Raw genomic sequence first — 12,985 nt, forward strand, 5'->3', positions numbered from 1 at the left:
TATATTGGATGCAATCGTTAGTGAGCTATATGATTTTTCCATCGCAGCACCTGGCCCCGCGCCCGAGGTAAAACCCGTGAGATCCGCCGTAGCTCCCCTGCCCCTTCAAGCTGAACCCGCCCGCAGCGATATCTGGATCGAAAAAGGCACCCCCGCATTCATGAAGACCGTGCTGGCGCTGTTCAGCGGCGGTTTTGCGACCTTTGCCCTGCTCTACTGCGTGCAGCCGATGATGCCGCTGTTGTCGCAGGAGTTCGCCATCAATGCCGCGCAGAGCAGCCTGGTGCTGTCGGTGGCCACCGCCATGCTCGCCATCGGCCTGCTGATCACCGGCCCTATATCCGACCGCCTTGGGCGCAAGCCGGTGATGGTGTTCGCCCTGGCCTGCGCCGCGCTCGCCACGCTGGCCAGTGCAGTGATGCCGAGCTGGGAGCTGGTACTCGCCACGCGCGCGCTGGTCGGCCTGTCGCTGAGCGGCCTGGCGGCGGTGGCAATGACCTACCTGAGCGAAGAGATCCACCCACAGCACATCGGCCTGGCGATGGGGCTGTATATCGGTGGCAATGCCATCGGCGGAATGAGCGGGCGGCTGATTACCGGCGTGCTGATCGACTTTGTCAGCTGGCACACGGCGATGCTGGTGATCGGCGGCCTGGCCCTGGTGGCAGCGGCGGTGTTCTGGAAAGTGCTGCCTGAGTCGCGCAATTTCCGCCCCCAGGCCATGAACCCGCGCAGCTTGCTCGATGGCTTCGTCATGCACTTCAAGGACGCCGGCCTGCCGTGGCTGTTCCTTGAAGCCTTCCTGCTGATGGGGGCCTTCGTCACCCTGTTCAACTACATTGGCTACCGGCTGCTGGCCGGGCCCTACCATATGAACCAGGCGCTGGTGGGGTTGCTCTCGGTCGTGTACCTGGCGGGTATCTACAGCTCGGCCCAAGTGGGCGCTCTGGCCGACCGGCTAGGCCGGCGCAGGGTGTTCTGGGTAAGCATCGTGGTGATGGCTGGCGGCATGCTGATGACCCTGGCAAGCCCGCTTTCGATGATCATCGTCGGCATGCTGGTGTTCACCTTTGGCTTCTTTGGCGCGCACTCGGTGGCCAGCAGCTGGATCGGCCGCCGCGCGCTCAAGGCCAAAGGCCAGGCGTCGTCGCTGTACCTGTTCTGCTATTACGCGGGGTCGAGTGTGGCGGGTACGGCGGGCGGGGTGTTCTGGCACCACTGGGGCTGGGATGGCATCGGGCTGTTTATCGGCAGCCTGCTGGCGGTGGCGTTGCTGGTGGCGCTGCGGCTGAGCCGCTTGGCGCCTAAAGCATTCTGAGGTTTTCGTTACGCGGCCCGTGTAGGAGCGGCCTTGTGTCGCGAGAGGGCTGCGGAGCAGCCCCAGGATATCCGCGTGATGCATAAATCCCGGGCCTGCTTCGCAGCCCTCTCGCGACACAAGGCCGCTCCTACACGAGGACGCGTCGCCTGTGGTTCAATCCGCGATCAGTTGATGATCTCGACGATGTCCACATCCACTTCACGGCTCATCAGGTGCTTTTCCACCTCGCCGGTCAGCTTGACCTTGGTCTTGTCGTTGAACGGGGTTGGCGGGAGGTCTTCGTTATCGATCTCGACAGTGATGGTGCCGGTGCTGTCCTTGAACTCGTACTTGTCGTCGTTGTTGATCTTCTTGATCACGTAGCCCTGCAGCACGACAGGAGTATCGTCAGCGGCTTTGTTGGCGGCAGCAACGGTGGTCACGGACTCGGCGCCTGGGCCTGTGTAGCTGGTAGCCAAAGCAGCGGTGCTGAACAGAGGGGCGAGAATGAGCGCGAGGTAGCGAGTTTTCATGATGATCGGTCCTGTTTGCGTTTTGATGGCCACAGATTACCGACGATCGCTGAATTGAAGCTTAATCCAGCCACAAGCCCGGTGCCGCTTGCGCAAGATCACGCAGAAGCGGCCCGGGGCGCTGCTGGTTTACGGGTGATACTTCGCCGACAACTCGTGCACGGCATTGATAAACACCCCGGCGTGCTCTGGGTCCACCTCGGGGGTGATGCCGTGGCCGAGGTTGAACACATGGCCGCTGCCATGGCCGTAGCTCTCCAGAATGCGCGCAACTTCCTTGCGGATGGCCGCAGGGTTTGCGTACAGCACGGTCGGGTCCATATTGCCTTGCAGGGCAACCTTGTCACCGACACGGCGGCGGGCGTCGCTGATTTCGCAGGTCCAGTCCAGGCCCAGGGCATCGGCACCGGCTTCGGCAATGCTCTCCAGCCACATACCGCCGTTCTTGGTGAACAAAATGACCGGCACTTTGCGCCCGTCATGCTCGCGGATCAGCCCGCTGACGATCTTGCGCATGTAGGCCAGGGAGAATTCCTGGTAGGCCGCCGCCGACAGGTTGCCGCCCCAGGTATCGAAGATCTGTACCGCCTGGGCACCGGCCAGGATCTGGCCGTTGAGGTAGCTGGTGACCGACTGGGCAAGCTTGTCCAGCAGCAGGTGCAGGGCCTGGGGGTTGTCGTAGGCCATGGCCTTGGTTTTACGGAAGTCCTTGGAAGAACCGCCTTCGACCATGTAGGTTGCCAGGGTCCACGGGCTGCCGGAGAAACCGATCAGCGGCACGCGACCATTGAGCTCGCGACGGATGGTGCTGACCGCGTCCATCACGTAACCGAGGTCTTTCTGCGGGTCAGGAATAGGCAGCGCTTCGATGTCTGCCAGGGTGCTGACGACCTTCTTGAAACGCGGGCCTTCGCCGGTTTCGAAGTACAGGCCCAGGCCCATGGCGTCGGGGATGGTGAGGATGTCCGAGAACAGGATCGCGGCGTCCAGCGGGTAGCGCTCCAGCGGCTGCAGGGTGACCTCGCAGGCGAACTGCGGGTTCATGCACAGGCTCATGAAGTCGCCGGCCTTGGCACGGCTGGCGCGATACTCCGGCAGATAGCGGCCGGCCTGGCGCATCATCCAGACCGGGGTGACGTCTACGGGTTGCTTGAGCAGCGCACGCAGGAAACGATCGTTCTTCAGGGCAGTCATGTCGGCATCCGGAAAAAAAGTGCGGGCATTTTCTCAGACGCGAGCACAAAAGGCACGGCCATGGCCATGCGTTTTGTCTATTGGATGCTTTGGGTCAAGCGTTCTTGTACACAAAGCCGCTATGTAGCTGCCTGTAGGAGCGGCCTTGTGTCGCGATGGGCCGCAGCGCGGCCCAGGGGATCTCGGCTGCAGGCAAAATCGCCGGGGGGCGCTCTGCGCCCCATCGCGACACAAGGCCGCTCCTACAGTAGCGCGACACCTCAGACTTCCAGGTAGTCCAGGATGCCTTCAGCGGCCGTACGGCCTTCGAAGATCGCCGTCACCACCAGGTCCGAGCCACGCACCATGTCGCCACCGGCAAACACTTTCGGGTTGCTGGTCTGGTGCTTGAACTTGCCTTGCTCGGGCGCTACCACACGGCCCTGGCTGTCCATCTGGATGCCATGCTGCTCGAACCACGGCGCCGGGCTTGGGCGGAAGCCGAAGGCGATCACCACGGCATCGGCCGGGAGGATTTCTTCGGAGCCCGGGATCGGCTCGGGGCTGCGGCGGCCACGGGCATCCGGTTCGCCGAGACGGGTCTCGACCACCTTCACGCCTTCAACCTTGTCCTCGCCAACAATGGCGATAGGCTGGCGGTTGTAGAGGAACTTCACGCCCTCTTCCTTGGCGTTCTTCACCTCTTTGCGCGAGCCAGGCATGTTCGCCTCGTCACGGCGATAGGCGCAGGTTACCGCCTTGGCGCCTTGGCGAATCGAGGTGCGGTTGCAGTCCATCGCGGTGTCGCCGCCGCCGAGTACCACGACCTTCTTGCCCTGCATGTCGACGAAGTCTTCCGGCGACTTTTCAAAGCCCAGGTTGCGGTTGACGTTGGCGATCAGGAAGTCCAGCGCATCGTGAACACCTGGCAGGTCTTCACCCGGGAAGCCACCCTTCATGTAGGTGTAGGTGCCCATGCCCATGAACACCGCATCGTACTCGGCCAGCAGCTGCTCCATGCTGATGTCGCGGCCAATCTCGGTATTGAGGCGGAACTCGATGCCCATGCCGGTGAATACCTCGCGCCGATTGCTCAGCACGGTCTTTTCCAGCTTGAACTCAGGAATACCGAAGGTCAGCAGGCCACCGATCTCGGGGTTCTTGTCGAACACCACCGGGGTGACCCCGGCGCGCACCAGCACGTCGGCACAGCCCAGGCCTGCAGGGCCGGCACCGATGATGGCGACACGCTTGCCGGTCGGCTTGACCTTGGACATGTCCGGGCGCCAGCCCATGGCGAAGGCGGTGTCGGTGATGTACTTCTCGACCGAGCCGATGGTCACGGCGCCAAAACCGTCGTTCAGGGTGCAGGCACCCTCGCACAGACGGTCTTGCGGGCACACGCGGCCACACACTTCAGGCAGGGTGTTGGTCTGGTGCGAAAGCTCCGCGGCCGCCAGGATGTTGCCTTCGGACACCAGCTTCAGCCAGTTGGGGATGAAGTTGTGGACCGGGCATTTCCATTCGCAATACGGGTTACCGCAGCCCAGGCAACGGTGCGCCTGCTCCACGGACTGCTGCGGCTTGAACGGTTCGTAGATCTCCACGAACTCCTTCTTGCGCTGGCGCAGCAGCTTTTTCTTCGGGTCTTTACGCCCCACTTCGATGAACTGGAAGTCGTTGCTCAGACGTTCAGCCATTTTTCAAAACCTCTTTACAGCAGCTGCAAGCGATTAGCTGCAAGCCACAAGACGATCACTTAAGCCGGGCAAACCTCGAGCTGCTGTTACTTGCAGCTTGAGGCTTGCCACTTGCAGCTGTTTTTACTGCGGGTTGGCACGTGTGCTGGACAACAGTTGCTTGAGGTTGGCCGCCTTCGGCTTGACCAGCCAGAAGCGCCGCACATAGTCGTCCAGGTTCTCGGAGAGCTCACGCCCCCACTCACTGCCAGTCTCGTCTACATACTCGCCCAGGACCCGCGCCAGATGGCTACGGTAGGCCTCCATCGCCTCCCCACTGATGCGCTGGATTTCCACCAGCTCGTGGTTGAGTTTGTCGACGAAGGAGTTATCCATGTCGAGCACGTAGGCGAAACCGCCCGTCATGCCAGAACCGAAGTTGTAACCGGTCTTGCCCAGAACGCAGACAAAGCCGCCGGTCATGTATTCACAGCAGTGATCGCCGGTGCCCTCGACCACAGCGTGGGCGCCGGAGTTACGTACAGCGAAGCGCTCGCCGGCAGTACCTGCAGCAAACAGCTTGCCGCCGGTTGCGCCGTACAGGCAGGTGTTGCCGACAATGGCGCTGTGCTGGGTTGCGAACGGGCTGCCGGCAGGTGGCACGATGGTGACCTTGCCACCGGTCATGCCTTTGCCGACGTAGTCGTTGGCATCGCCTTCCAAGTGCAGGTTCAGGCCACCGGCGTTCCACACGCCGAAGCTCTGCCCGGCAGTGCCCTTGAAGCGGAAGCTGATCGGCTTGGCCGCCATGCCCTGGTTGCCGTACAGACGGGCGATTTCACCCGAGATGCGCGCACCGATGGAGCGGTCGCAGTTGCAGATGTCGAGGCTGAACTCGCCACCGGCCTGGTCGCGGATGGCCGGCAGGGCCATTTCGACCATCTTCTCGGCCAGCTCGCCCTTGTCGAACGGCGGGTTGTTTTCCACTTCGCAGAACTGCGGCTTGTCGGCCGGAATGTGCGAGCTGCCCAGCAGCGGGCTCAGGTCGAGGTACTGCTGGCGCTCGGTGTCACCTGGCAGCACGTCGAGCAGGTCGGTGCGGCCGATCAGCTCACCCAGGCTACGCACGCCAAGGCGCGCCAGCCATTCACGGGTTTCTTCGGCCACGAAGGTGAAGAAGTTGATCACCATATCGACGGTGCCGATGTAGTGGTCCTTGCGCAACTTGTCGTTCTGCGTGGCAACGCCGGTGGCGCAGTTGTTCAGGTGGCAGATACGCAGGTACTTGCAGCCCAGTGCGATCATTGGCGCGGTGCCGAAGCCGAAGCTCTCGGCGCCGAGGATGGCTGCCTTGATCACGTCCAGGCCGGTTTTCAGGCCGCCGTCGGTCTGTACCCGTACCTTGCCGCGCAGGTCGTTGCCGCGCAGGGTCTGGTGGGTTTCAGCCAGGCCCAGTTCCCACGGGGCGCCAGCGTACTTGATCGAGGTCAGCGGCGACGCGCCGGTGCCGCCATCGTAGCCAGAAATGGTGATCAGGTCGGCATAGGCCTTGGCCACGCCTGCGGCGATGGTACCAACGCCGGCCTCTGCAACCAGCTTGACCGACACCAGCGCCTGCGGGTTGACCTGCTTGAGGTCATAGATCAGCTGCGCCAGGTCTTCGATCGAGTAGATGTCGTGGTGCGGCGGCGGCGAAATCAGCGTGACGCCCGGCACTGCATAACGCAGCTTGGCGATCAGGCCGTTGACCTTGCCGCCAGGCAGTTGCCCGCCTTCGCCGGGCTTGGCGCCCTGTGCAACCTTGATCTGCAGCACTTCGGCGTTGACCAGGTACTCGGGGGTGACGCCGAAGCGGCCGGTGGCCACCTGCTTGATTTTCGAGCTGCGGATGGTGCCGTAGCGCGCCGGGTCTTCACCGCCTTCACCGGAGTTGGAACGCGCACCCAGGCGGTTCATCGCCTCGGCCAGGGCTTCGTGAGCCTCTGGCGACAACGCACCCAGCGAGATACCGGCCGAGTCGAAGCGCTTGAGGATTGCCTCCAGCGGCTCGACCTGCTCCAGCGCCAGCGGCTGTTCGGCCTCTTTGACTTTCAACAGGTCGCGGATCATCGACACCGGGCGCTTGTCGACCAGCGTGGTGTATTCCTTGAACTTGGCGTAGTCGCCCTGCTGCACAGCGGCCTGCAGGGTGTTGACCACGTCCGGGTTGTAGGCGTGGTATTCACCGCCATGCACGAACTTGAGCAGGCCGCCTTGCTGGATCGGCTTGCGCGCGCTCCAGGCTTCGGCGGCGAGCAGCTTCTGGTCGTTTTCCAGGTCGACGAAACGCGCGCCCTTGATGCGGCTGGACACGCCCTTGAAGCTCAGGCCAACCACTTCCTCGGCCAGGCCAATGGCTTCGAACAGCTGCGCGCCACGGTACGAGGTAATGGTGGAGATACCCATCTTCGACAGGATCTTCAGCAGGCCCTTGGAGATGCCTTTGCGGTAGTACTTGAACACCTCGTCCAGATCGCCCAGCACTTCGCCGGTGCGGATCAGGTCGGCCAGCACCTCGTAAGCGAGGTACGGGTACACCGCCGAGGCGCCGAAGCCCAGCAGCACGGCAAAGTGGTGTGGGTCACGGGCAGTGGCGGTTTCGACCAGGATGTTGCTGTCGCACCGCAGGCCCTGCTCGGTCAGACGGTGGTGCACTGCACCCACGGCAAGCGAGGCATGCACCGGCAGTTTGCCCGGCGCGATGTAACGGTCGCTCAGCACCAGCTGGGTCTTGCCGCTGCGCACCGCTTCTTCGGCCTGATCGGCGATGTTGCGGATGGCAGCTTCCAGGCCGACGCCTTGCTCGTAGTTGAGGTCGATCAGCTGGCGGTCGAAGCCTTCGCGCTCCAGGTTCATCAGCGAACGCCACTTGGCGGGCGAGATCACCGGGGAGCTGAGGATAACCCGCGAGGCGTGCTCTGGGGATTCCTGGAAGATGTTGCGCTCGGCGCCCAGGCAGATTTCCAGCGACATCACGATCGCTTCGCGCAGCGGGTCGATCGGCGGGTTGGTGACCTGGGCGAATTGCTGGCGGAAGAAGTCGAACGGCGAGCGCACGCGCTGCGACAGCACCGCCATCGGCGTGTCGTCACCCATCGAACCGACCGCTTCCTGGCCCTGCTCGCCGAGTGGGCGCAGTACCTGGTCACGTTCCTCGAAGGTTACCTGGAACATCTTCATGTATTGCTTGAGCTGGTCAGCATCGTAGCTGGCCGCGCCCTGGTCATCGGTCAGCGTCGCCTGGATACGCGTGGCGTGCTGACGCAGCCAGCGCTTGTAGGGGTGGCGCGACTTCAGGCGGTTGTCGATGGCATCGGTGTCGAGGATCTGCCCGGTCTCGGTGTCCACGGCGAGGATCTGCCCTGGGCCGACACGGCCTTTGGCAACCACGTCTTCAGGCTGGTAGCCCCACACGCCGATTTCCGAGGCGATGGTGATGTAGCCGTTGGTGGTGGTGACCCAGCGCGCCGGGCGCAGGCCGTTGCGATCGAGCAGGCACACCGCGTGGCGGCCTTCGGTCATGACGATACCGGCCGGGCCGTCCCACGGCTCCATGTGCATGGAGTTGTATTCGTAGAAGGCGCGCAGGTCGGCGTCCATGGTCTCGACGTTCTGCCATGCTGGCGGCACCAGCATGCGCACGCCACGGAACAGGTCGATGCCGCCGGTCACCATCAGCTCCAGCATGTTGTCCATGCTCGAAGAGTCGGAACCGACGCGGTTGACCAGCGGGCCGAGCTCTTCGAGGTCGGGGATCTGGTCGTTGGCGAACTTGGTGCGACGGGCCATGGCCCAGTTGCGGTTGCCGGTAATGGTGTTGATCTCGCCGTTGTGGGCGAGGAAGCGGAACGGCTGCGCCAACGGCCATTTCGGCAGGGTATTGGTGGAGAAGCGCTGGTGGAACACGCAGATTGCGGTTTGCAGGCGCTCGTCACTGAGGTCTGGGTAGAACGCCGCAAGATCGCGCGGCATCATCAGGCCTTTGTAGATGATGGTCTTGTGCGAGAAGCTGCAGATGTAGTGGTCGGCGTCGTGGGCGTTGGCCACGGACGAGCGGCGACGGGCACTGAACAGCTTGATCGCGAATTCCTGATCGCTCAGGCCTTCGCCGCCAATGAACACCTGTTCGATCTGCGGCAGGCGCTCAAGGGCCAGGCGGCCCAGCACGCTGGTGTCGATCGGAACCTTGCGCCAGCCAACCAGCGCAAGGCCGGCGTTGGCGATTTCGCGGTTCATGTTGGCGCGCGCAGCTTCGGCTTTGACCGGGTCCTGGTTGAAGAACACCATGCCGACGGCGTACTGCTTGGGCAGCTCGACGGCAAAGTGTTCCTGGGCCATGGCACGCAGGAATTGATCGGGCTTCTGCATGAGCAGACCGCAACCGTCGCCGGTCTTGCCGTCGGCGTTGATACCGCCGCGGTGGGTCATGCAGGTCAAGGCCTGCATGGCGGTTTGCAGAAGGTGGTGGCTCGGTTCGCCCGTCATATGGGCGATCAGGCCAAAACCACAGTTGTCCTTGAATTCTTCGGGATGGTACAGACCTGTTTTCATAGACACTTTCTCACCAGGTTCACCTCTCAACCGGAGGCAAATCTCTTTTTTAACAACCACTTACCATCCACGCCGATCAAACGCCAGCTTTTTTGCGGTGGCCATGGAAAACCATTGTTGCACAGCGACAGCGATGCCCACAAATTTTCATGTCTCACCATTGAAAATTTATGTCGCAATTTTGAATGTTTTTGCGCCATTAGCCGTGATACCGGCTTGGCTTGAGTCTGAAGCGTTTCAGCCATGACTGCAAGGAAGGGCTTGTGGCCGGCAGTCTGGGACAGAAAAGCCTGCCGCGCTCAGGCGCAGCAGGCTAGTTGAAAGCTGGAAGTCGCTCAGCAACTGGGCGGCGGGGGTGATGCCGCCCGGAAGGTTATCAGCGGGCCGTGGCCAGCTCTTGTTGGACGCTGCCGACGGTACGTGGCCAAGGTTTACCAGCCTGGACCTTGGCTGGCAAGTTCTTGATGGCAGCAGCAGCGGCGTCACGGCTGGCGAAGTTGCCATAGGTGACTACATAAAGCGGCTTGCCCTGCAGATTTTTACGGAAGTAGCGATAGTCGCCACCCTGCGCCTTGACGAACGCCTGGGCCGACGCTTCGGAGCTGGTACCAAAGATCTGCACCACGTAATTACCGGCTTTCTGGCCGCTGTACCAGCTGCTGTTGCCAGCGCCGCCAGCTGCGGGTTTTTCTGCAGGCTTGGCTGAAGCGACCTGGGTTGGCGCGGTTGCCGGCTTGGCAGGTGCAACCGGCTTGGCTGGCTGGGTTGCGACCGGTTTTTGCGCTGGCGCAACCGGCGTTGTGGTCACAGGTTGTGCCGGAGTCGGCGCAGCGCTTGCCGTGGCGCCTTGCGGCGGGGCAATGGTGGTCACGGTTGGCGGCACGGCGGCAGACGGTGCCGACGGCTGCAGCTCGGTGTTGCCTGCAGGGCCGGCTTCATCACCTTCACCCATGCCGGCGGCCTGCGCCAGCGGCTCGCGCATGACCGGCTGCGACTGGCCGACCAGCGGCAGCGGCATTGGCTGCGAGGAGCCGGAGAATTCGATATTGGGCGCGCCATTGCCCTGTTGCCCCAATGGCAGTTGGGCCTGGGCAGCAGGCGCCTCGGTCGGCGCCTTGTCGCCCTTCTTCGGCATCAGGACTGCTGCGCCAACGGCGACCACGACCACTGCAGACAGCGCAAGCACGTGTTTCTTAGGCATTTTGAACCCCATGGATGGTCGCTTGACCGTGGTGCGGCTGGCGATCATGGCTTCGATCAAGGTATCGCGGGCAACCTGGTTGATGGTCCCAGGCCACCCGTCGGAGTTTTCGTGGATGTCGGCGATCTGCTCGCGGGTGAACACGTCGATACCTCGGCCAGCCCCTTCCAGGCGCTGCTCCATGTACTCGCGTGTTTCATCCTCGCTGTAGGGTGCCAGTTCGATGACATGGAAGCGCTCTTCCTCGAACTGCAACTCGTCCAGCGCGGCAATCAGCGACGGCTCACCGAACAGGAACACGTGCGGACGCCCTTCCGCGACGCCTGCCGCCAACTCCAGCAACGCTTGGAGTGCCGAGTCATCAAGTTGTTCCGCATCGTCTACCAGCAAGTAGACTTCCTGGCCGGTCAGCGCCAGTTGCACCACCTGCGACAGGATCGGCTGTACCGCGGCTTCGCCGACGTTCAGCGACTGCGCGACCTGGCCCAGTACACCGGCAGCCCCCACCGCGCCACGCGCGGAAATCACCACGCTTTGCACCGACTGCTTGTTGGTGCTGGCCACCAGGGCCTGGCGCAGCAGCGTCTTGCCGCTGCCCACAGGGCCGGTAACCACCAGCATCAGCTGGCTGTAGCGCGCCAGGTGGTGCAATTGCCCAAGCACCGGCTTGCGCTGGGCGGGGAAGAACTTGAAGCCAGGCACTCGCGGCGCGAATGGATCATGGCTCAGCTGGTAATGATCGAGAAACGCCTCATCGGCATGCAGACTGGTCATTGCGTTGTCACAACCTCAAAGCTGGGCCACGATCGCGCGGTAATCCGCTGCCAACGTGGCCTGAAGAACCTCTGTCGGATAGTCGTCAGTGACGACGGCTTCGCCCATCTGGCGCAACAGCACCAGGCGCAGGCGCCCATCGAGCACTTTTTTGTCGACCGCCATATGCTCCATGAAATGCGCCGGGGTCATTTCCTGTGGTGGCACCACCGGCAATCCTGCATCCTGCAGCAGGCGAATTCCGCGATCGCGCTCGGGCTGGTCGATCCAGCCAAGGCGCATCGACATCTCCAGGGCCATCACCGTGCCCGCTGACACCGCTTCGCCGTGCAGCCAGACGCCGTAACCCATGTGTGTTTCGATGGCATGGCCAAACGTATGGCCAAGGTTGAGCGTGGCGCGCACACCGGACTCGCGTTCATCGGCACCGACCACTGCGGCCTTGGCGGCGCAGGAGCGGCGGATGGCCTCGGTCAGTGCCACGCTGTCCAGGCCGCGCAGGGCCTGCATATTGTCTTCGAGCCAGCCGAGAAACGGCTTGTCGCAGATCAGACCGTACTTGATGACCTCGGCAAGGCCTGCCGACAGCTCGCGAGCGGGCAGCGTCTTGAGGGTGGTGGTGTCGATCAGCACGGCGTTGGGCTGATAGAACGCACCCACCATGTTCTTGCCCAGCGGGTGGTTGATGCCCGTCTTGCCACCCACCGAGGAGTCGACCTGTGACAGCAGCGTGGTCGGCACCTGGATGAAGTCGACGCCACGCTGGTAGCAGGCAGCGGCAAAACCGGCCATGTCGCCGATTACGCCGCCACCGAGGGCAATCACGGTGGTGCGCCGGTCATGGCGCGCGGTCAGCAGCGCATCGAAGACCAGTTGCAGGGTTTCCCAGTTCTTGAAGGCTTCGCCGTCGGGCAACACCACTGGCAGCACCGACCGGGCGCCCAGGGCCTTGCTCAGACGCTCCAGGTACAGCGGAGCGACGGTTTCGTTGGAAACGATGGCGACCTGCCGGCCGGCGATATGCGGCGCCAGCAGCTCGGGCTGGTCCAGCAGGCCCTCGCCAATGTAGATCGGGTAGCTACGCTCGCCCAGGTCGACCTTCAATGTCTGCATGTGTCCCCACAATGTACTTGGGCGCGGTGCCATCAATGCAGCAGCGCGCGGTGACGTTCAACCCCGTCTCGGCGTTGGTCGCCGAGCATAGACCCCCGCTTAGCGGGGCGGCAACCTGTGCAACTGATCGAGGATTTCGAGCACCACCATGCGCGGCGGCCGTTCGTCGGTTTCCACGATCACATCGGCGATTTCGCGATAGAGCGGGTCGCGCGCTTCCAGTAAGGCACGCAAGGTGGCCTCTGGGTTGGCGGTGCGCAGCAGCGGCCGGTTGCGGTCACGGGCAGTGCGCCCGACCTGCTGTTCGACCGAGGCGTGCAGGTAGATAACCCGCCCGCCAGCGTGCAGCGCGGCGCGGTTGGCAGCACGCATGACTGCACCGCCGCCCGTGGCCAGCACTACGCCGTCGAGTTCGCAGAGCTCGGCGATCATCGCCTGCTCGCGGTCACGAAAGCCCGGCTCGCCTTCCTTGTCGAAGATCCACGGGATATTGGCGCCGGTCCGCAGCTCGATTTCCTTGTCGGAATCTTTGAACAGCAGGCGCAGCTCTTTGGCCAACAGGCGCCCGATGGTGCTCTTACCGGCACCCATGGGCCCTACAAGTATCAAATTTCGCACAGAA

At 63.0% G+C, this 12,985-nt stretch carries 8 protein-coding genes; 1 reads left to right on the forward strand and 7 read right to left on the reverse strand.

Features of this window, described 5'->3' with window-relative positions:
* Nucleotides 1-76 precede the first annotated feature (76 nt).
* Nucleotides 77-1,318 carry an MFS transporter gene (locus HU719_RS10465; RefSeq protein ID WP_186537148.1) on the forward strand — a complete coding sequence of 414 codons (1,242 nt, stop codon included), beginning with the start codon at nt 77-79 and terminating at the stop codon, nt 1,316-1,318.
* 167 nt (nt 1,319-1,485) lie between these two features.
* Here the strand turns inward: HU719_RS10465 and HU719_RS10470 are convergent, their stop codons facing one another.
* The 7 genes from HU719_RS10470 to aroK all read right to left on the reverse strand — a co-directional run bounded on the left by HU719_RS10470 (nt 1,486) and on the right by aroK (nt 12,981).
* Complete coding sequence (locus HU719_RS10470) at nt 1,486-1,833, reverse strand: YgiW/YdeI family stress tolerance OB fold protein (protein ID WP_186522096.1); 348 nt, start codon at nt 1,831-1,833, stop codon at nt 1,486-1,488.
* Nucleotides 1,834-1,962: 129 nt separating this feature from the next.
* Nucleotides 1,963-3,027, reverse strand: coding sequence for a uroporphyrinogen decarboxylase (hemE, locus tag HU719_RS10475; RefSeq protein ID WP_186537149.1), 1,065 nt, complete (start codon nt 3,025-3,027; stop codon nt 1,963-1,965).
* Nucleotides 3,028-3,287: 260 nt separating this feature from the next.
* Nucleotides 3,288-4,706 carry an FAD-dependent oxidoreductase gene (locus HU719_RS10480; RefSeq protein ID WP_186522098.1) on the reverse strand — a complete coding sequence of 473 codons (1,419 nt, stop codon included), beginning with the start codon at nt 4,704-4,706 and terminating at the stop codon, nt 3,288-3,290.
* Nucleotides 4,707-4,829: 123 nt separating this feature from the next.
* Entirely contained in the window at nt 4,830-9,275 is a 4,446-nt protein-coding gene (gltB, locus tag HU719_RS10485) for a glutamate synthase large subunit (protein ID WP_186537150.1), read from the reverse strand.
* Nucleotides 9,276-9,651: 376 nt separating this feature from the next.
* A complete protein-coding gene (locus HU719_RS10490; RefSeq protein WP_186537151.1) occupies nt 9,652-11,250 on the reverse strand; it encodes an AAA family ATPase in 1,599 nt (532 codons plus the stop codon).
* Between the two features lie 15 nt (nt 11,251-11,265).
* Complete coding sequence (gene aroB, locus HU719_RS10495) at nt 11,266-12,363, reverse strand: 3-dehydroquinate synthase (RefSeq protein ID WP_186522107.1); 1,098 nt, start codon at nt 12,361-12,363, stop codon at nt 11,266-11,268.
* A gap of 99 nt (nt 12,364-12,462) precedes the next feature.
* Nucleotides 12,463-12,981, reverse strand: a complete 519-nt coding sequence (gene aroK, locus HU719_RS10500) for a shikimate kinase AroK (protein WP_186522116.1) — start codon at nt 12,979-12,981, stop codon at nt 12,463-12,465.
* Nucleotides 12,982-12,985: the final 4 nt, after the last annotated feature.

This window comes from Pseudomonas farsensis, from assembly GCF_014268805.2.
Classification (GTDB): Bacteria; Pseudomonadota; Gammaproteobacteria; order Pseudomonadales; family Pseudomonadaceae; genus Aquipseudomonas; species Aquipseudomonas farsensis.